General features: G+C 71.7%; 13 protein-coding genes. 8 read left to right on the forward strand and 5 right to left on the reverse strand.

The features are described 5' to 3' along the window. Positions 1-460: 460 nt before the first annotated feature. Both AB0B14_RS00545 and AB0B14_RS00550 read right to left on the reverse strand, forming a co-directional pair. The gene (locus AB0B14_RS00545; RefSeq protein WP_357080610.1) at positions 461-2,029 is read right to left on the reverse strand and encodes an alpha/beta fold hydrolase; all 1,569 of its coding nucleotides are present in this window, start codon (positions 2,027-2,029) and stop codon (positions 461-463) included. A 57-nt stretch (positions 2,030-2,086) separates the two neighbouring features. Then, positions 2,087-4,882 carry a BTAD domain-containing putative transcriptional regulator gene (locus AB0B14_RS00550; protein WP_357520339.1) on the reverse strand — a complete coding sequence of 932 codons (2,796 nt, stop codon included), beginning with the start codon at positions 4,880-4,882 and terminating at the stop codon, positions 2,087-2,089. A gap of 234 nt (positions 4,883-5,116) precedes the next feature. Between AB0B14_RS00550 and AB0B14_RS00555 the strand changes: the two genes are divergently transcribed. Together AB0B14_RS00555 and AB0B14_RS00560 are read left to right on the forward strand one after the other, a co-directional pair. Further along, positions 5,117-5,950, forward strand: coding sequence for an SAM-dependent methyltransferase (locus AB0B14_RS00555; protein WP_357080616.1), 834 nt, complete (start codon positions 5,117-5,119; stop codon positions 5,948-5,950). 109 nt (positions 5,951-6,059) lie between these two features. After that, positions 6,060-8,360 carry an LLM class flavin-dependent oxidoreductase gene (locus AB0B14_RS00560; RefSeq protein WP_357520341.1) on the forward strand — a complete coding sequence of 767 codons (2,301 nt, stop codon included), beginning with the start codon at positions 6,060-6,062 and terminating at the stop codon, positions 8,358-8,360. An 18-nt stretch (positions 8,361-8,378) separates the two neighbouring features. Here AB0B14_RS00560 and AB0B14_RS00565 read toward each other — a convergent pair whose 3' ends face one another. Both AB0B14_RS00565 and AB0B14_RS00570 read right to left on the reverse strand, forming a co-directional pair. Next, positions 8,379-8,879 carry a hypothetical protein gene (locus AB0B14_RS00565; RefSeq protein WP_357080622.1) on the reverse strand — a complete coding sequence of 167 codons (501 nt, stop codon included), beginning with the start codon at positions 8,877-8,879 and terminating at the stop codon, positions 8,379-8,381. A gap of 451 nt (positions 8,880-9,330) precedes the next feature. Next, positions 9,331-13,593, reverse strand: coding sequence for a hypothetical protein (locus AB0B14_RS00570; RefSeq protein WP_357520343.1), 4,263 nt, complete (start codon positions 13,591-13,593; stop codon positions 9,331-9,333). A gap of 241 nt (positions 13,594-13,834) precedes the next feature. Between AB0B14_RS00570 and AB0B14_RS00575 the strand changes: the two genes are divergently transcribed. The 6 genes from AB0B14_RS00575 (at position 13,835) to AB0B14_RS00600 (ending at position 19,496) form a co-directional block, all read left to right on the forward strand. Continuing rightward, positions 13,835-15,025: an MFS transporter gene (locus AB0B14_RS00575; protein ID WP_357520345.1), complete on the forward strand. Its 1,191-nt coding sequence runs from the start codon at positions 13,835-13,837 to the stop codon at positions 15,023-15,025. 58 nt (positions 15,026-15,083) lie between these two features. Then, positions 15,084-15,716 carry a VOC family protein gene (locus AB0B14_RS00580; protein ID WP_357520347.1) on the forward strand — a complete coding sequence of 211 codons (633 nt, stop codon included), beginning with the start codon at positions 15,084-15,086 and terminating at the stop codon, positions 15,714-15,716. A gap of 169 nt (positions 15,717-15,885) precedes the next feature. Continuing rightward, positions 15,886-16,752 carry an ABC transporter permease gene (locus AB0B14_RS00585; protein ID WP_357520348.1) on the forward strand — a complete coding sequence of 289 codons (867 nt, stop codon included), beginning with the start codon at positions 15,886-15,888 and terminating at the stop codon, positions 16,750-16,752. A gap of 35 nt (positions 16,753-16,787) precedes the next feature. Then, on the forward strand, positions 16,788-17,834 hold the full coding sequence (locus AB0B14_RS00590) for an ABC transporter substrate-binding protein (protein ID WP_357080637.1): 1,047 nt from the start codon (positions 16,788-16,790) through the stop codon (positions 17,832-17,834). Continuing rightward, on the forward strand, positions 17,818-18,597 hold the full coding sequence (locus AB0B14_RS00595; protein ID WP_357520350.1) for an ABC transporter ATP-binding protein: 780 nt from the start codon (positions 17,818-17,820) through the stop codon (positions 18,595-18,597). The genes AB0B14_RS00590 and AB0B14_RS00595 overlap by 17 nt, the downstream gene beginning before the upstream one ends. A gap of 17 nt (positions 18,598-18,614) precedes the next feature. Continuing rightward, positions 18,615-19,496, forward strand: a complete 882-nt coding sequence (locus tag AB0B14_RS00600; RefSeq protein WP_357080643.1) for a TauD/TfdA family dioxygenase — start codon at positions 18,615-18,617, stop codon at positions 19,494-19,496. Positions 19,497-19,544: 48 nt separating this feature from the next. On the opposite strand, the gene AB0B14_RS00605 is transcribed toward AB0B14_RS00600, so the two are convergent. Further along, positions 19,545-20,372 (reverse strand): GNAT family N-acetyltransferase, encoded by an 828-nt coding sequence (locus AB0B14_RS00605; protein WP_357520352.1) that lies wholly within the window; start codon positions 20,370-20,372, stop codon positions 19,545-19,547. Positions 20,373-20,388: the final 16 nt, after the last annotated feature.

A 20,388-nucleotide genomic window follows, 5' to 3' on the forward strand; every position in this document is an offset into this window, starting at 1 on the left:
GCGGCCGCCGCGACAAGCGCCCCGGCGACCGCCCAGGCCACTCCCGCGAGCATCGGCCGCCACGTCGTCGCCCGGTCCAGCGCCACCGCCACCACGGCCACGGTCAGGCACAACGCCACCGACCACCAGCCGGTGAAGCCCAGCAGGTCCGACCCGAACCGCCGGAGGGCCGGAGCCTCGCCGACGGTCCACGCCAGACGCACGCCCCCGTATGCCACGGCCCAGCCGAGCACAACGTACGTCTGGCGGTGGCCCGTCCTGCGGGCGATCGTCGTCGCCATGCATCCGATCTTTGCGCCGCTTCGGCGCGGACGAACCCCGCTGACAGGGGACGGGTGCTCCCTCGCGGGAGGGATCTACTCTCCTCGCTCCGAACGCGGCGCGGCGCCGGGTCGGCGCCGAGGCTGAGGCCTCGGCGCCGACCCGGGTGTCCGGCACTCGTCCGGGCGGCACCGGTGCGTCAGGCCGGGGCGGCCGGGCAACTCGCACCGACCGGCGGGATGACCCTGCTGATCAGGTACCGCTCGACGCGGCTGCGGGTGCACTCCGTGCGGGGGTAGCTGGCGTGGCCCGACCCCTCGTAGGTGAGCAGGCGACCATGCGTGCCGAGTTGGTCCGCCACCCGCTGTGCCCCGTCGTACGGGGTGGCCGGGTCGTAGCGACCGTTGAGCAGCAACAGCGGGGTGCTCGTCCGCACCCGCAGCCGGTGTTGCGGGTTGTTCGCCGTCCAGCCCAAACAGATCGCGGTGAAGCGGACGACGACGGGGGAGGCCCGCAGGTGCGGTGCCGCGGCGCGGGCCAGTTCGAGGTACTGGTTCCACTCGGTGAAACCGTCGACCGGCAGCGACCAGTCCTGGCAGAACGCGGGCAGGGCGTACTCGGTCAGGCCCGCGTCGCCGTCGACCGGCACCATCGGGGACGCGAGCGGGTATTCCTCGCCCCGCTCCAACGCGAGCAGCATGTTCGCGAGGTCGGCCCAGGTCGCGTCGAAGAAGTTGACGAACGTCGCGAACCCGAGCTCGAACCAGGTGAGCGTCCGGCCGGTGCTCGCGTCGACAAGCGTGCCGGCGTCGGCGCGGCGCACCAGTCGGTCGTACAGCGCCGGCACGTCGCGTCCGTGCAGGGCGCAACTGGGGGTTCGCCCGCACCAGCTCACGAACTCGTGGAACAGGGCCTCGTTGCTGGCCGCGCCGCTGCGGACGTACCCCCGGACCCCCTGGCTGTGGTCCATCACACTGTCCATGGCCAGGGCCCGGACCCGGTCGGGGAACAACTCGGCGTAGGCCTGCCCGATCAGGGTGCCGTAGGACCACTGGTAGAAGCTGAGCTGCCGCTCACCGAGTGCCGCCCGGATGGCGTCCGTGTCCCGCGCGACGCTCACGCTGTCGAGGTGGTCGAACAGTGGGCCACTCTGCGCGCGGCAGTCGTCGCGCAACTGGCGGTTGTAGGCGCGGAGTCGCTCGAACTCCGCCGCGTTGGTGGGCGTCAGGGAGGGGTGCCGGCCCAGCAACGCCGACGAGCAGCGCACCGGCGCACTACGGACCGTGCCCCGGGGATCGAAGCCGACGAGGTCGAAGCGGCGCAGCACGTCCGGCCCGAGCTGGGTCTCGGCGGTCAGCGCCACGTCGACCCCGGACAGACCGGGCCCGCCGGGGTTGAAGACCAGCACACCGATGCGGGCGGCCGGGTCGGTGGCGGTACGCCGGGCCAGGGCCAGCTCGAAGGTCTCCCCACCCGGTCGGGCCCAGTCCACCGGGAGCCGCAGGGTGCCGCACCGCGTACCCGGATCGTCGGGCCGTTCCGGGCACGCCCGCCAGTCGATGCGGCCGTTCCACCCGCCGGTGCCGCTCCCGGCGACCGAACCGGTGCCGCCGGACGACGCCGGCGTGGGGCCCGCGAACGCCGGTGGGGCGTTGAGCGACAGGGCGACGAGGATCGCGACGACGGCCGGAAGGCGACGAACAAGTGGTGGGCGCCGGCGGTCGACCCCGCCGCGACGCCAGAGAGTGGTTCTCTTCGTGGTCAGCATGCGCCCAGCCTGCCGACGCCCGGTCCACGTCGGATCCATGCCGGCCCGTGGGCAGGCTCAGCGCGAGGTCGCCAACCGCTCGGACAACTCCCCGGCCTGCGGATGACCGACCCGGTCGAAGATCTCCAACGCCTGTCGCCACAGGTCCGTCGACGTGTCGTGGTCGCCCACCGCCCGATGGGTGTCGCCGAGCCGGACAAGTGTCTCGGCCCGCCCGCACTGGTCCTGAGCGCCGGAGTACAGCGCCAGAGCGCGCCGGTAGCAGGCCGCCGCCGTCGGGTGCGCACCGAGACCCTGATGGGCGAAGCCGAGGCTGTCCCAGGTGTGGGCCGAGCCCACCCGGTCCTCGACCTCCTCGTGCAGTGCGAGTGCCTGCTCGCAGTAGGCGATGGCACGGACGTGCTCGTCCAGCCGGGCGTGGCCCCACCCGATCGCGTTGAGCGCGGCGGCCACGCCGCGTCGGTCGTCGCTGCCGCTGGACAACGCCAGCGCCTTCTCGGCGTGCGGCAGCGCTGCCCGCGGGTTTCCCTCGGTGTCGTACACCCAGGCGAGATGCAGGTGGGTGCTCGCCTGCCCCGGCCGGTCACCGAGCCGGTCGTACCGTGCCATCGCGCTGCGCAGGTGACGGCGGGCCGCGTCGTACCGGCGGAGCTGGAGGTGTGCCAGCGCGAGGTCCCGGTGTGCCACCGCCTCGGCCCGCGGCTCGCCCCGGCGTCGGGCGACCGCGACCGCGACCGACTGTACGGTGCTCAGGTCGTGCCACCGGGACATCCGGCTGAGCAGCGGGGTGAGGGCCTGGGCGAGCTGGCCGGCGTGCGCCTCGAAGCGGTGGGTGGCCGCGTCGTTGACGGCGGCCAGCAGCGCCCCCTGCTCGATGGCGAACCAGGCCAGTGCGGACCGGTGATCGGCGAACGTCGGTGTGGACCAGTCGGCGGGCAGCGGATCGACCGGCTGGTGGCCGGCGTCGACAAGCCTCGCCGCGGCGAGCGCGGCCCGCAGGTAGTGGTCGAACACGCGCCTGCGCGCCGCGGCACGGTCGTCCGCGGAGTCGTGCGCGTCCGTCAGCTCCTCCCCGTAGGCCCGGAGCAGGTCGTGACAGCGGAAGCGGTTGGGGGACTGCTCCGCCAGCAGGTTCGCCCGGGTCAACTCGTCGAGTGCCGGCCGGATCAGGTGCGGCGGTGCCCCGGCGAGGCTGGCCGCCGCCGCCGCGCTGATGTCCGCCGTGGGGTGCAGGCTGATCTGCCGGAACAGCCGGGCCGCGTCCGGGCTGAGCAGACGGTACGACCAGGAGAGCACCGTCCGCAGGTCGGTGGCGGCGTCGTCGGTGGCCAGGGCGGCGAGGCCACCCCTGCTCACGGCCAGATCGTCGGCGATGGCCTGGAGCGGGAACGTGGGCCGGGCGGCGGCCCGCGCGGCCACGATGGACAGTGCGAGGGGCAACCGCGCGGTACGGGTGATCAGCTCGTCCACCGCGGCCGGCTGGGTGGCGGCCCGCCGTGCACCCAGTCGCCGGACGAGCAACTGGCGTGCCTCGGGGGTGCTGGGCAGGTCGAGTGCGACGGTGTGGGCGCCTTCGGCGGCGACCAGGCCGGGCAGCGTGTGGCGGCTCGTCACGATCACGCCACATCGGCTGGACCCGGGCAGCAGCGGTCGCACCTGTTCGGCGTCGCGCGCGTTGTCGAGCAGCACGAGCAGCCGTCGGTCGGCGGTCAGACTCCGGTACAGGGCGAACTGGGCCGCTGGCTCGGCGGGTATCTCCAGGGGCTTGACGCCCAGGGCGGGCAGCAGCGAGCGTACGACGACGGCGGACGGTGCGGCCTCCTGGGTGGCCGTGCCGAAACCGCCCAGGTCGACGTGGAGTTGCCCGTCCGGATAGTGGCGCAGGCTGTCGTGTGCCCAGCGCAACGCCAGCCACGTCTTTCCGACGCCCCCGGTGCCGGTGACGACGACGGTGCCGGCCGGGTCGGTGTCGTCGAGCAGCAGCGTCGTGAGCCGGGCCAGCTCACGGGTCCGGCCGGTGAACAACGTCGGCGGGGCCGGCAACTGCCGGGGCACGATCCGGGGCGCGGGTCGTCGCGGCGGTCGCGCCCCGGGCATCGACACCTCCCGGTCGGCCCGCAGGATGCTGGTGTGCAGCCGTTGCAGCTCGGCACCGGGCTCGACGCCCACCTCCTCGGACAGGACCCGGCGTAACCGCCGGTACGTCGCCAGCGCGTCCGCCCGCCGACCGGCCCGGGCCAGGGCCACCATGAGCTGCCCCCAGGGGCGCTCGCGCAGCGGATCCCCGTCGATCCGCGTCCGGAGCGGCTCGATCAGCTCGTGGTGCCGGCCGGCGCGCAACTGGAGGTCCGCGACCTCCTCCAGCAGAGTCGACCGCTGTTCCTGGAGTCGGGCCCGGACGGCGAGCAACACCCCCGCGCCGGGCAGGCCCGCGAACGGCTCGCCCCGCCACAGCGCCAGCGCCCCCTCGAACGCCCGCAGGGCATCCGGGGCGCGGTCCTGCCGCAACGCCTGATATCCCTGCTGGGCCAGGTCGTCGAAGGTGACGGTGTCCACCGTCTGCCCATCGAGGACGAGCCGATAGCCGGTGGCCCCCGCGAGGATGGCGGGGTCGGGTGCCCCCGGGGACCGCAGCGCCCGGCGCAACGCCCAGACGTAGGTCTTCACGTTGCCGGCTGCCGTCTTCGGTGCGCGGCCCTGCCACAGCTCGTCGACGAGCTGGTCGATGGACCACGCGCTGCCCGGCCGCGACAGCAGGACGGCCAGCAGGCGCACCTGCATCGGCGTGCCGAGGGCCAGCCGTTCCCCCGCGGGAGACCACACCTCGACCGGCCCGAGCAGGTGGTACCGCATCGCCGGCCTCCCCCCGTCACGCTGGACCATCACCCCACCGTACGGCCTGCCGCCGGTCCACTGCCTCCCGAGGAGGTCCGGCAGGGTCCCACCGGCACCGACCGCGGCGGTCCTGGCCGGCCGGCACGGGGACTCCGCTCGGGGTGGCGTGGATTCGTTGCCTTATATACCGTGGCACGGTCGCGGGCCGTCCCCGCCATGACATCGCGTACGCGATGAGAAGAGGGGTTCGTCGTGACCACGGATTCGCAGGCGACCGACCGACCCGAGGCCGGCGCGGTCGATGCGGTGCAGAAGATCGACACGTCGGTGCCGCACTCGGCACGGATCTGGAACTACTGGCTCGGTGGCAAGGACAACTTCGCGGTCGACCGCGAAGCCGGCGACCAGTACCGGCAGGTCTTCCCCGGCGTCGTCGACGTCGCCCGCGCCTCGCGGCAGTTCCTGGTCCGCTCGATCACGTTCCTCGCCGGCGAGGCGGGCGTCCGCCAGTTCCTCGATGTCGGCACGGGGTTGCCGACGGCCGACAACACCCACGAGGTGGCGCAGCGGATCGCACCGGACGCGCGGATCGTCTACGTGGACAGCGACCCGCTGGTGTTGGCGCACGCCCGTGCGTTGCTGGTCGGCACGGCCGAGGGCAGGACCGCCTATATCGACGGCGACCTGCACGACCCGGCCGCGGTCATCGCCGAGGCCGGCAAGACGCTCGACTTCCAGCAGCCGGTCGGCCTCATCCTCAGCGGTGTGCTGGGCCACGTGCCCGACTACGAGGCGGCCCGCTCGATCACGCGACAGTTGCTGGCGTCGCTGCCCAGCGGCAGCTACCTGTCCCTCAACGACGGCACGAGCCTGATCAGCGCCGAGATGCAGCAGGCGCAGGACGACTACAACGACACTGGTGCGGTTCCGTACACGCTCCGCTCGCCGGATGAGATCGCCGGGTTCTTCGACGGCCTGGAGCTGGTGGAGCCCGGCGTCGTGCCGTGCCCGCAGTGGCGACCTGACGACGCGGTCGACACGCCTGCCGACATCGACGCGTTCGGCGGGGTGGGCCGCAAGCGGTAGGACGCCCCGCACGGTCGCGGAATGAGCCCGTGGGGAAAGTGTGTTGTCTGAAATACGGTCTGCGAAACAGAACGTATTCTGAAAACACGACCACGGAGATGGCGAAGAGATGCCTGACTACGGGCACGAAATCCTGTTTGGGACCTTTCTGACCCCCGGGGCGCAGAACCCGGACCAGGTGGTGGCGCTCGCCGAGCTGACCGAAGCGGCGGGGCTGGATCTCACCTCCTTCCAGGACCACCCCTACAACGCCGAGTTCCTCGACACCTGGACCCTGCTGAGCTGGGTCGCGGCCCGCACGCAACGGCTGCGGATCTCGGGAAACGTCCTCAGCCTTCCGCTGCGTCCGCCGGCCGTGCTGGCGAGGGCGGCGGCGAGCCTGGACCGGCTGTCCCACGGCCGTTTCGAGCTGGGCCTCGGCGCCGGCGCGTTCTGGGACGGGATCGAGGGCATGGGCGCCCGCCGGCTGACGCCGGGGCAGGGCGTCGAGGCGCTCCGCGAGGCGATCGACATCCTGCGCGGTGTCTGGGATGTCACCGCGGCCGGGCCGCTGCGGCAGGACGGTAGGTACTACCCGACCCCCGGCACGCAGCGCGGCCCCGAGCCGGCACACGAGATCGACATCTGGCTCGGCGCGTACCAGCCGAAGATGCTGGCGTTGACCGGCCAGAAGGCGAACGGCTGGCTGCCGACCCTGGAGTACCTGCGCTCGCCGGACCGGGTGACCGCCAACCGGCTGATCGACGAGGCGGCCGTCGCGGCGGGACGCGACCCTCGAAAGATCCGGCGGTTGCTCAACCTGTTCACCGTCGACGTCTCGTCGCGCAGCCGTGGCTTCCTCCAGGGGCCTGCCGAACAGTGGGTCGAACAGCTCCTTCCGATGGTCCTCGAGGAGGGGTTCAGCACCTTCCTGATCGGCCGCGACGACCCGCGCCTGATCCAGACCCTCGGTCAGGAGATCGCCCCCGCGCTGCGCGAGGCGGTCGCCAAGGAGCGCGCGGCGGGCGGGCCCGACACCGGACGGAGCCGCGGCGTCTCCGCCCTGGCCGAGCGTCACCCGGGCGTCGACTACGACGCGCTACCGGAATCGTTGGCCGCCCGGGCCGTCGAGCCGGGCGACCCGGAGTACGACGGTGTCCGCCACAGCTACAGCTGGCACGGATCACCGGCCCTGGTCATCCGGCCGCAGGCCGTCGCCGAGGTGATCGACGCCGTGTCGTACGCGCGGACGCAGAACGTGCCGCTGTCCGTGCGCAGCGGCGGGCACGGCATCAGCGGTCGGTCGACGAACGACGGGGGAGTCATCATCGACATGTCGCTGATGAACAAGGTCGAGGTGCTCGACCGGGCGACCCGCCGGATCCGGCTCGAACCGGGCGCCCGCTGGGGGCACGTGGCCCAGACACTCGCCCCGTACGGCCTGGCGATGAGCTCGGGCGACTACGGTGACGTGGGCGTCGGCGGTCTCGCCACCACCGCCGGCATCGGATACCTGGCGCGCAAACACGGCCTGACCATCGACCACATCGTGGCCGCCGAGATCGTGACCGCGGACGGCCGCCTGCTCCGCGTGGACGACGAGCATCACCCCGACCTGTTCTGGGCCGTACGCGGCGCCGGCGGCAACTTCGGCGTCGTCACCGCCATCGAGATGGCGGCGTACGAGGTCGACAACGTCGTCTACGCCCAGCTCGTCGCGGACGCGACCGACACCGCCCACCTGCTGCGCCGCTGGGGTCAACTCGTCGAGGAGGCGCCCCGGGACCTGACCAGCTTCCTGTCCCTCTTCCCCGGTCGTCGGGGCGACCCGGCGACGGCCCAGGTCACCCTCGTCTTCGCCGGGGACGACATCGAGGCGGCGCGGTCGGCCCTGAGCCCGTTCCTGGAGATCGGACCGATTCTCGACCAGCAGGCGCAGCTCGTGCCCTATCCCGCGATCGTCGCGCCGCCCGGCAATCGGCACCGGGGTCAGCGGCTCAACGACACCCGCAGCGGGCTGCTGCACCACATCACACCCGAGGTGGCGGACCGCATGGCGACCATGATGAACTCCGGCGATGTGATGATCATGCAGGTCCGATCCGTCGGCGCGGCGGTCAACGACGTCGCCGGCGACGCGACCGCCTACCCGCACCGGACGCAGAACTTCTCGGTGCTCGCCGCCACCGTGCCGGACCGCAGGCCCCACCTCGACAAGCTGTGGACCGAGCTGTATCCGCATCTCGACGGCCTGTACCTCAGCTTCGAGACCGACACCGATCCGGACCGCCTGCTGGACGCCTGGCCCGAGCCCACCCTCGGCCGGCTGCGCGCCATCAAGGCCACCTACGACCCGGACAACGTCTTCAACCGAAACTTCCCGATCCCACCGGCAGACAACACCGGCGACAAGGCGCTCGCCAACTCCTGACAGGCCGGGCGGCGGGGGTCAGTGGGCGGCGGCGCGTCCGGCGACCTGGGTAAGGATCCTGTTCCAGAGAGCTTCCGGAATCGGCTCGTCGATGCTGGCCATCGCCACCTGGACCTCGATGAGCGGTCCCCGGATGAACGCGGTGCGGTCGTACTGGACCAGGTCCTGCCCGGCGATCGTGCCGACGAGCTTGTTGTCCACGACACCGACCACGTTGGCCGCGCCCCGGGTCGGCGCGAGTGTGACCTTGGTGGACATCGAGTCCACGGTCCAGTCGAGCTGCTCGTAAACCAGCCGCGTGATGCGCTCCGTGCAGGGCTGCAGCCTCGGGTTGGTCAACAGGCCGAAATCGACGTCGAGATCAGCTTCTGATCGGTAGCTCGCCGCCACGGACTGGATGAACACCGGCCCACCGGAGTAGGGCGTTGATTCCACTCCGGCGACCATGTTCGGGGTGGTGTCGCGTACTCCCATGCACGTCGCCGTCGCGGCGTTGACGTCCGGGTCCAGCATGCTCATCGACTCCGTGGTGACCCAGTCGGAAGGCACGTCCGTCGCCCGCACAACGATCTTTTGCAACTGTTGCTTGGTGGCTGGCGTACGCTCCGTTTGTTGCTTGGTGGGTGGCGTGCGCTGCGTTGGCCGCCGGGTCGGTGTGGCCGACCGGCCAGGACTCGTGACCGGCGGTGTAGGCGTCACCGTGGCAGAGGGTGGGACCGGTGTTGTCGGTGCGGCGGCTGGTGAGGTGGCCGGATCGCTGGCCGAGGCAGCCGGGTCGGCACCGCGCGCAGAACGCTCGGCACTTCCGCAACCGGCCAGCAGGACCACTCCGAGCCCGGCTACGCAGAGCCGGGTGAGACACCGCGAGAACATGGCACGGAATTTAGCATCCTCATTTCACCCTATTCATGATCGATGGGAATCTTTGCCGTAGGGGAAAGGCGAATTGTTTGATCGGCTGCCGGTCGCGCTACGGGCAGACGGTTGCGAAGGGTCTTCCGGGGAGGTACGTCTTCCACTCATCGCCGGCCAGCGACCCATAGAGGGAGCAGACCGTCCCGAATGTGTCGGCGACGACAGCGCGGTCGGTGATGGATAGTCCGCGTATACTGATGTGCGCGATGATTTTGCCGTTCGGGCTGAAGGCCACCGCGCTGACTCCCAACACACTTGTCAATTCGGCCGCGACGGATACCGGCCGCCCGATTTCCCGGCCGTCTTCCGGATTCCACAGGCGTACGGCGTCGTTCTGGGCGCCGCCGGCCAGGACGCTCCCGTCCGGACTGAAATCGAGGCCGGAGACGGAGCTTCCGGCGCTCATTGTGCTCATTTGCCGGCCGGTGGCGGGGTTCCACACGCGAATGGTCCCGTCGTCGCCGGCGGCGGCCAGCAGGTGTCCGTCGCGGCTGAAGCGCATCGCTGTCACCGGGCCGCGATGGCCGGTCAGTGGAGGGCCGACGGCGTGGCCGGTGGCGGGGTTCCAAAGGCGAACGGTGCCGTCGTCGCCTCCCGTGGCCAACAGGTCGCTGCCGAAGCTCACCGCGTTCACCGTGCCCGGATGGCCAGTCAACGGGTCGCCGACCGGCTGGCCGGTGGTGGGGTCCCACAGCCATACCGCCTGCTCGTCGCCGCTGCTGGCCAGCAGCGTTCCATCGCGGTTGAAGGCCAGTGCGGTGATCACCTTCCGGTGGCCGGTCAGCGGGCGGCCGATTGGCCGGCGGGTGGCGGGGTTCCAGAGCCGGATGCTGCCGTCACTGCCGCCGCTGGCCAGGATGGAGCCCTGCGGGCTGAACGCGACAGCGGTGACGTCCTGCTGCTGGGCGTCGATCGACTTGCCGAGTGGCCGCCCGGTGGCAGGGTTCCAGAGGCCGATCGTCCGGTCGTTGCCGTTCGCGGTGGCAACCAGGCTGCCGTCCGGGTTGAACGCCACGTCGCTCAGGTAGCCCCGGCCGATCCCCGTCGACCTGGTAACCGGTTGGCCGCTTGCGGCATCCCACAGCCGGATTGTGCCGTCGCTGCTGCCGGTCGCCATCAGCTGTCCGTGAGGGCTGAACGCGACACTCCAGACCCAGTCGCGGTGGCCGGTCAGCGGTGCGGCGACGGGCTTGCCGTCGGCCGCGTTCCACAGCCGGATCGTCCGGTCGGCGCCGGTGCTGGCCAGCCGCGTACCGTCCGGGGTGAACGCCACCCCGGTCACCTTGCTGCCACTGCCGCTGAGCACCGGTCCCGCCGAGCCGCCCGTGGACGGCTCCCACAGCCTGACGCTGCCGTCCAGGCCGGCGCTGGCCAACCGACCGTCGCGGCTGAACGCCAGGCTCCAGATCCAGTCGGAGTGCCCTCTCAGCGGCTTACCAACGGTTCGGCTGGTGGCCGGATCCCACAACTGGATCACACCGTGGCCCGCTGCCGATCGGGATGCTGCGGCAAGCAGCCGGCCGTCCGGGCTGAACGCGACAGCGGTGACCGGCCCGGAACGGGGGGTCAACGGTTGACCGACGGGGGAACCGGTGTCGGGGTTCCAGAGCCGAATGGTGCCGTCGTCACCGGCGCTGGCGAGCAGGCGATCGCGGGGGTGGAACGCGACAGTTGTCACCGGGCCTTGGTGGCCGGTCAGCGGGCCACCGACCGGGCTGCCGGTGGCCGGGTCCCACCGGCGGACGGTGCCGTCGTCGCTGACGCTGGCCAGTAGCGATCCGTCGGCGTTGAATGCCACGCGGCTCACTTTGCCCTCGTGACCGACAAGCGGGCGGCCGATCGGCAGGCCGGTGAGCGAGTCCCACAGCCGTACCGTCGCGTCGCCGCCGGCGCTGGCCAGTAGCTGTCCGCGTGGGCTGAACGTCACATCGTGCACGCTCGCCGTGTGGCCGTAGAGCACCGAGCGGGGTTCCGCGATCAGCATCCGCATACTGGCGAAGGCTTCGTCGGTGGGAGCCATCCGCCACGCGGCGGCGGCCAGCCTGCCGGCGAGGAGAGGATCATGTTGGCGGGTGACCTGACTCTGCGCGGCCAACTGGCGCGACAATGCCACGGCCTGCTGCCGGCGCAGGTCCGCTTGGCGGCTGGTGGCAAGCCCGGCCGCCACCAGTGCCGCAATCGTCAGCATCGACAGAGCCGCCATGACCGCGCGGCGTAGCCAGGCGTTGCGGACCGCGGCCCTCTTGCTGGCGGCCAGAAACTCCTGCGTACCCGGTGCCAGCGCCGGAAACCGGTTCGCTGCCGCGCTCCAGCGCTCGGCCGCCCGCACGGCCGAGCCCAGTTGCGAGCCGCGGTAAAGGAACGACGCGTCGCGTCCGCGTCTGTCCCAGAGCGACGCGTCCTCCGCCAGTTCCCGATAGAGCGTGCGGTCGGCCTGTTCGGCGTCCAGCCAGCCGCGTAGCCTCGCCCACCCCAGTAGTAAGGCGTCGTGGGCGATCCGGACGCTGTGACGCTCCAGCACGATCAACCGGCGGCCGGCGAACGGGGCCAGGACCGCGTCGAGGTCTTCCTGCGGAACGCCCGTCGCGGCCCCCAACTCCTCGCTGGTCGCCCGGCGGCAGGCCAGCTGTCCGCTGCCGGTGACGACCGTCAACTGAACGAAGACCGAGCGTGCGGCCTCGCGACTGGCGGCCGGTAACGCCTGGTACACCGACTCGGCGGTGCTCTGCACGGCCTGCCCGACCCCGCCCATCCGCCAGTAGGCCCGCACCGTCAGCGGGCCCCCGTCGCGCGACTCCCACAGGGCGAGCATCGCTTGGGACAACAGCGGCAACACACCGGCGTCGAAGCCGGTGACCAGCGTGCGATCGCGCAGTTCTCCGAGGATCGCCTCGTCCAGGCCCCGCTCGAGCGGCACGCCGGCCTCGGCGGCCGGCCCGCAGATCGCCAGGCGCAACTCCGCCTCGGTCATCGGCCCCAGCAGGAACGAGCCGGCCTGCAACGCCTCGCGCAGCTCGGGATAGGCGGCGGCCCGGTCCAGGAAATCGGCACGCACCGCGATGACGAGCAACGCGGCGGGTAGATCGCCCGTACGCCGTACTGCCGCCATCGCGTGCAACGCGGCGACGAATGCCAACCGCACCTGCCGACCCGGCGGATCATCGGCGACCAGGGTGAACAACTCCTCGAACTGGTCGATGATCAGAACCAGACGCCTGGAGATCACACCGTCCCCGCCGGGCGCATCGCCACGCGTGGCTTGCCGCGCCAGCAACCGGGCACTGGACGGATCGGCGACCAGGGACCGATGAACCGCGGCAGCATCCGTGCCGGCGAGGTCCGCCAGATGAGCGGCCAGCTCCTCCAGCGGGTTACCGGTCGGCGTCATGACCCGGCGGGGCCAGGCGGCCGAGCCCGGCACCAGCCGATCGCCGGCCAACCGAGGAATCAGACCGGCCCGAAGCAACGACGACTTGCCGGCGCCCGACGCGCCGACCAAGAACAACAGCTGGCCGTGGGCTAACCGGGCAGCCAACTGCTGGACGAGACGCGAGGTCGCCTCGGCTCGCCCGTAGAACACGCCCGAGTGGCGTTCCTCGAACGGCGCCAAGCCCCGGTACGGAGAGCCCACCCAGGGCGCCGCCCGCACGGACGCGCCCGGATCGGCACTCGTACGAGCCTCCACGGCGGAGACCTTCTCCAAGACCAGCCGCAACGTCACCTGTTGGTCGGCAACCCGTTCCAGCCCGACCCGCTGCAGCTCCTCCTGCCGACGCAGCGAGGCCTCGAAACGCCACAGCGCCTGTCGCGCCTCCGCCACGACGAACCGGAACTCCGCGAACCGGCTCGCGAGCAATGCCAGAGTTTCCAGGACGCTGTCCCGCAGCTCCGCGTCGCCCGCCTCAACCAGGGCACCCACCGCGTCGATCCGCTTGAGCAACTCCGCGATCTCGGCCCGCGCCACGCTCGCCTGCTCTCCATCCTCGGACAGCACCTCATCGAGCAGGACAATCAGCTCCCGCTCGATCGCCTCGGGCGAAGATTGATCGGGCTCAGTCCCGCGCAGGTGCTCGATCGCGGTGGAGACGACGTTCGTCAGAACGTTCGCACCAACCGAGCCGAGACCCGCCGAGATCGCCAGACCGACAGACGTGTTGGTCAACCCGGCCGCCACCACGGGCACCAAGCTCGTGGCGCACAGGAGGCCGACCAGGTACGGGCCGGAGGACTGTTTCAGAACTCCGCCGCGGCGAGCGAGCCCGGCCACCGCCGCGCGCATCTTGTCGCGCAACTGCGCGTCGTCACTCTCGCTGGTCAATCGTTCCCACCCGGGGCCGGACCTGCCGAACATCGTAGACCGGGCGGCCGACATCGATCTGTCGGAAAGGCGGCAGCCCTCGAATGCCCACTCACGCGCTCGAACGGCCCCATCTTGATCGCGGCCACGACACCGTGGGCTGAGCCGGCATGTGACGGCGCTCGCCGGGTACGCCGCCGTGGCCCCGGGCTGGCAGGACGCCCGGGAGCTGTCGCTTTCCGCGCAGCCGAGGAGCACCGACATGCCTATCGCAGGGCGGGCCCGACTCTCGCCGGCGGTATCCCTGGTGCTGCTGGCGTCGATTCTCGTGTCGTTCCTGGCCGCGTCGGCGGCCCCGACCCCGCTCTACGGGCTCTACCAGCAGCGCTGGCACTTCTCACCGGTCACGACCACCGTGGTGTTCGCCGTCTACGCGCTCGCGGTGCTGGCCTCGTTGCTCACGTTCGGCAGGTTGTCCGATCACGTCGGCCGGCGGCCGGTCCTGGCCGTCGCGATCGTGGTGCAGATGCTGTCGCTCGTCGTCTTCGTCTTCGCCAACGGCGTACCCACGTTGCTGGCCGCCCGTCTGCTCCAGGGGCTCGCCGCCGGGGCCGCCACCGGCACCGTCGGTGCCGGCATGCTCGACATCGACCGCGCCCGGGGCACGCTCGCGAACTCGATCGCCCCCGGTATCGGCACCGGGAGCGGTGCGCTGCTCTCGGCGCTGCTCATCGATTTTCTGCCCGCGCCGACGCGGCTGGTGTACGTCGTCCTGCTCGTGATCCTCCTGCTCCAGGCCGTCGGGGTCGCGCTGATGTCGGAGACTGTCACGCCGATGGCGGGCGCGCTACGTAGCCTGCGGCCCGACGTCACGCTGCCCCGATCCGTACGCCAGCCGGTGCTTGTCGTCGTCCCGGTGCTCTTCGCGGTCTGGGCGCTGGCCGGGTTCTTCGGTGCCCTCGGACCAGCGCTCGTCCGCAGCCTCATGAACACGTCGATCGTGGTCGGCGGCCTGGTCCTCTTCGTCTTCGCCGTCTTCGGGTCGATCGCCGTCCTGTTGTTGCGCGATACCGCCGCGCGGACCGTGATCCTGACCGGGATCGTCGCGCTCATCCTCGGCATGATCGTCACGTTGGTATCGGTGCTGGGCGAGACCGTTCCGGGCTTCTTCGTCGGCCTCGCCCTCGGGGGCGTCGGCTTCGGTGCCGGTTTCCAGGGCAGCCTCAAGACGATCATGCCGCTGGTCGAGGCGCACGAACGTGCCAGTGTGCTCTCTCTGCTGTACGTCGTCTGCTATGTCGGCTTCGGCCTCCCCACGGTGATCGCCGGCTTCCTCGTGGTCTACGCCGGTGGCCTGCCGCGCACCGCCGACGAGTATTCCGTCGCCGTCATCCTGCTCGCCCTGATCGCCCTGTTCGGGGTGCGCCGGGCCACGAGGGTGTCGTCGGGCTGATGCCGGGAAGGCGGCATCCGGCACACGGTTTCGGTGATCGGCGGATCGGGAGGGGGCGATGATGAGCCCGAAGAGTGCCCAGGGTGCGGCGAGCGGCGGGTCGAGCATCGAGAGCGTCGACGTGAAGCTGGAGGTGATCGTCATCCCGGTGTCGGACGTCGACCGGGCGAAGGCGTTCTACGAACGGCTCGGGTGGCGGCTCGACCAGACACCGCCCGGCATCGTGCAGCTCACGCCGCACGGCTCCGCGTGCTCGGTGCAGTTCGGCCCCGGCCTCACGCCAGCGGCACCCGGCTCGGCCGTGGCGTACCTGGTCGTGTCCGACATCGAGGCGGCCCACGGCACCCTCGTCGCCGCCGGTGTCGAGGTCGGCGACGTCTTCCACGTCAGCCCGGACGGCCCGGTCGACGGGCTGGACCCGCAGCGGCGCAGCTACTTCTCGCGCGCCACGCTGCGCGACCCGGACGGCAACACCTGGCTGCTCCAGGAGATCACGACCAGACTGCCCGGGCGCGTCGAGGGAGGCCTGACGTCGTTCGGCTCCACGAGCGACCTGGCCGACGCGCTGCGGCGCGCGGCCGCCGCGCACGGTGAGCACGAGAAGCGGACCGGCCAGCACGACGACAACTGGCCCGACTGGTACGCGGCGTACCTGGTGAGTGAGCAGTCCGGGGCCAAGCCGCCCGAGTGAGCCCCGGGTCGGCCTGATGCCGGTGGGTCAGCACGACGACTCGCCGGCAGCACTGTCTTCCGCGGCAGGCTGAGCCCGTCCCGCGCCGAGTTTCCACGCAGTGGGCGATCCCTTGTGTATACCCCACTAAAACTGTAGGAATAGTGGGTCATCCTGATCGGGAGAAGCCATGACTGTTGTGACCGCGGCGCAGACCGTGGGCTCCGATGTCGGTGCCCCACCACCGACACGTCCACCGCGGGCGGGGGAGCGGGCCGGGTGGTGGCGACGCGTCGCGCTGCGCGCCGTGTCCCTGGTGGTCCTGCTGGCGCTCTGGCAGATCCTCGCGGTGCTGACCGACAACCCCACGTTCATCCCGTCGCCGGGCGCGGTGTGGGCCCGCCTGGTGCAGACGTCCACCACCCACGACGGTGTCCGGGGTTACAGCGGTCACCTGCTGATCGAGCACCTCGGCGTGAGTCTGCGGCGCATCCTCATCGGCTCGGTGGTGGGCGTGGCCGCCGGGCTGGTGCTCGGCCTGGTGATGGGCACCGTCACCTGGGTGCGGGTCGCGACCGAACCGGTCGTCACCTTCGTCCGCGCGTTGCCGCCCCTGGCGTACTTCAGCCTGTTCATCATCTGGTTCGGCATCGACGAGACGCCGAAGCTGTGGTTGCTGTCCATCGCCGCGCTGCCCCCGGTCGCGGTCGCCACCGCCGCCGCCGTCAAGGCCGCGCCCGCCACCCTCGTCGAGGCGGCCCGGGCACTGGGCGGCGGACGCTGGGCGGTCACCCGCGACGTGGTGCTGCCGCACGCGCTTCCGGAGATCTTCACCGGCATCCGGCTCGCCGTGGGCATCGCCTACTCGTCGGTGGTCGCCGCCGAGACCATCAACGGCGTACCGGGCATCGGGGGGATGGTCCGCGACGCGCAACGGTACTCGCAGACCGACGTGGTGGTGCTCGGTCTGTTCGCCATCGGCCTGTCCGGCCTCCTCATCGACGCACTGCTGCGCACCGCGGAGGACCGGCTCGTTCCCTGGCGCGGTCGAAGCTGACCGCGCTGTTCCCCACCTCGCAGAACGGACGTCCCGTGCGCAGACCACTTGTCGGAACTCTCCTCGCGGCTGCCCTGCTGCTGGCCGCCGCCCCCCTCGCCGGGTGCGGCAACGGCGCCGCCAGCGGCGGCGGCGACCCGCAGCGCAAGAGCATCCGGCTCGCCTACCAGGCGTTCCCGAGCGGCGACCTGATCGTGAAGAACCAGCGGCTGCTGGAGGAGGCGCTGCCGGACTACGCGATCACCTGGACCAAGTTCGACTCCGGCGCGAGCATCAACACCGCGTTCGCGGCCGGCAGTGTGGACATCGCCGCGATCGGCTCCAGCCCGGTCGCGCGCGGTCTGTCGGCGCCCCTGAACCTGCCCTACAAGGTGGCCTTCGTCCTCGACGTCGCCGGTGACAACGAGGCGCTTGTCGCCCGCAACAGCGCCAACGTCGCCACCATCACCGACCTGCGGGGCAAGAAGATCGGCACCCCGTTCGCCTCGACCGCGCACTTCAGTCTGCTCGCCGCCCTGGAGCGCGCCGGAGTCAAGGAGAGCGAGGTGACACTCGTCGACCTGGAGCCGCAGGACATCCTCGCCGCCTGGACCCGGGGCGACCTCGACGCCGCGTACTCCTGGCTGCCCTCGCTCGACGACCTGAAGAAGACCGGCAAGGTGCTCGTCACGAGCCGCGAGCTGGCCGCCGCCGGTAAGCCCACACTGGACCTCGGTGTGGTGTCCACCGCGTTCGCCGACGCCCACCCGGAGGCCGTCGACGCGTGGCGCAAGGCCGAGGCGAAGGCCCTGGACCTCATCGCGACCGACCCGACCGCCGCGGCGACCGCCGTCGGCCGGGAGCTGAACCTGGACACCGCGGCGGCCCAGCACCAGCTCAGTCAGGGCGTGTTCCTCAAGCCCGCCGACCTGGCCAGCCCCGAGTGGCTGGGCTCGCCGGAGAAGGTCGGCGCGCTCGCCGACAACCTGTACAACGCGGCGGTCTTCCTCAAGGGGCAGAAGAAGGTCGACGCGATACCGGACCGGTCGGTGTTCGAGGCGGCCGTCTACACCAAGGGCCTGCCGAGTGTCCTCCAGCCCTGACGCCGCGGTCGAGGTCCGCGACGTCACCCACACGTACGGGACCGGGCCGGCGGCGGTCACCGCCCTCGGCCCGGTCGACCTCCGCGTACCCCCGGGCACCTTCCTGGTCCTCGTGGGCGCCTCCGGATGTGGCAAGACCACACTCCTGCGGCTGATCGCCGGCTTCGAACGGCCGACGGCCGGCACGGTGACCGCCGCCGGCCGGCCGCCGGTGCCCGGCCGCAACGCCGGTCTGGTCTTCCAGCAACCCCGGCTGCTGCCGTGGAAGACGGTCGGCGGCAATGTCGGTCTCGCGCTGCGCTACGCCGGTGTGCCCCGGCCCGAACGGTCCCCCCGGGTGACCGCCCTGCTGGACCGGGTCGGCCTGCCGCACGTCGCGCACCGCCGCACCTGGCAGCTCTCCGGCGGCCAGCAGCAGCGGGTGGCCATCGCGCGGGCGCTGGCCGTGGACAACCCGTTACTGCTGCTCGACGAGCCGTTCGCGGCGCTCGACGCGCTCACCCGGGAGCGGTTGCAGGAAGACCTGCGCCGGGTCAGCGCCGAGACCGGCCGTACGTGTGTGTTCGTCACGCACAGCGTGGACGAGGCCGTCTTCCTCGGTAGTCGGGTGATCGTCCTGACCCGCCGGCCGGGCCGGGTGGCCCTCGACCTGAACGTCGATCTTCCACGCAGCGGCGTCGAACCCGACGAGTTGCGCGGCTCACCGGAGTACGCGGCCCTGCGCGCCACCATCGGCCACGCCGTGCGTGCCGCCGCCGCCTGAATGTGAGGGGCACCGCCATGACCGACACCCTGCTGCACCTGACCTTGGACCCCCTCGGGCCGCACTTCGGCGCCGAGGTGCGCGGCCTGGACCTGCACCGAGCCACGGACGACGAACTCGCGGCGGTGCGCGCCGCGCTGGTGGACCGCAAGGTGCTGTTCTTCGCCGACCAGCGCCTCGACGACGACGGGCAGGTACGCCTCGGTCGCCGGCTCGGCGAGCTGACCGCCTCGCACCCCGTGGTCGGCGGGGTGGACGAGCGACACCCCGAGGTATACGCCCTGGACAGCGCCGACAACGGGTTCGCCGACGTGTGGCACACCGACGTCACCTTCGTCGCCCGTCCACCGCTCGGGTCGATCCTGCGCGCGGTGACGCTGCCGCCCAGTGGCGGCGACACGACCTGGGCGGACAGCCAACTCGCGTACGACTCGCTCGCCGAGCCGGTGCGCCGACTTGTCGACACGTTGGTGGCCGTGCACGACGGCAACCGCGAGTTCGGCTACTACCTGGCCCAACGCCGTGGTGGCCGGGGCAGTGTGTGGGACGGCGAGGTCGTCACCCGACTGGATCCGGTGGAGCACCCGGTCGTGCGCGTGCATCCGGAGACCGGCCGCCGGGGCATCTTCGTCAACCCCGGCTTCACCTCGCACATCGTCGGGGTGTCGGAGGCCGAGAGCCGGGCCATCCTGGACCTGCTCTACGCCCACCTCACCAAGCCGGAGCACCTGGTCCGACACCGGTGGCGCCCCGGCGACGTGGCGATGTGGGACAACCGCAGCACCGCCCACTACGCCAACCGCGACTACGGCGGCGCCCGGCGGGTCGTGCACCGCATCACCCTGCGCGGCGACCGCCCGCAGGGTCCGGCCGATCCCTGGCGTGGCCCGCCACGCTGAGCCGCGCTGGCCCTCCTCGCTCGCGGGGAGGGCCTGGCCAGGAAGGGGTCAGGGCGCCGATCGCCAGACCCAGTTGCGGCGCTCGTAGAGCGGCACCAGCCCGGCCCGGCGCAGATTGTCCAGCGACGGGTTCCGCGTACCGGGCGTGGGCTTCCCGGTCTCGGCGAACAGCCACCGGCACCCGGCCTCCGCCGCGGCGCGGGCGCGGGCGGCGATCAGCGCCGACTGCGCACCGAGGCCGCGGTGCCCGGGTGCCGTCGCGGCGGCGTTGAGCGAGGCCGACTCGCCGTGCAGGAACAGGTTGCCGCCGGCCACGACCTCGTCGCCGTCCCACGCCGCGTGCGGCCGCCAGGCCGGCTCGCCCACGGTCGACGCCAGCATGTCGGTGAGCCCACCGGCCGGCATGCCGAAGCCGGCAAGCAACACGTCGGCCCAGCGCCGCGCCTCGGCCGCCGGCACCGGGGCGACCCGCAGGTGGGTCCGCGCCGCGGCGACGTCACCCGCTCGGGCGGCGAGCTTGACCCAGGTGCTGCCCGGCTCCAGCCCGCGTGCGGCGGCGACCGCGTCGAAGCCGTCGGGCAGGACCGCCGGGACGAGCTGGAGGACCGCCTGGTCGACGCCCTGCTCCCGGTAGAAGTCGAGGACGCGATCCAGGACCCGCACGGTGAACGGCTCGGTGACGCCGAAGCCGAGCGCCTTGCTCCAGTATCCGCCGGAGGGGTCGTTGCGCATGGCGAGGGCGACACCGCCGCCGATGCGCGTGGTCGCGACCCCCAGATCGGTGTACGCGGGCTCGGGCGCCCGCGACTCGTAGGCGTACATGAACTCGCACTCCACGCCCTCGGCGAGCGGGGTCAGGTCGGTCGTGTCGGTCATCAGCCGATTCTCGCCC

Origin of the sequence: Micromonospora sp. NPDC049171, assembly GCF_040648275.1 — a bacterium.
Lineage (GTDB): Bacteria > Actinomycetota > Actinomycetes > Mycobacteriales > Micromonosporaceae > Micromonospora.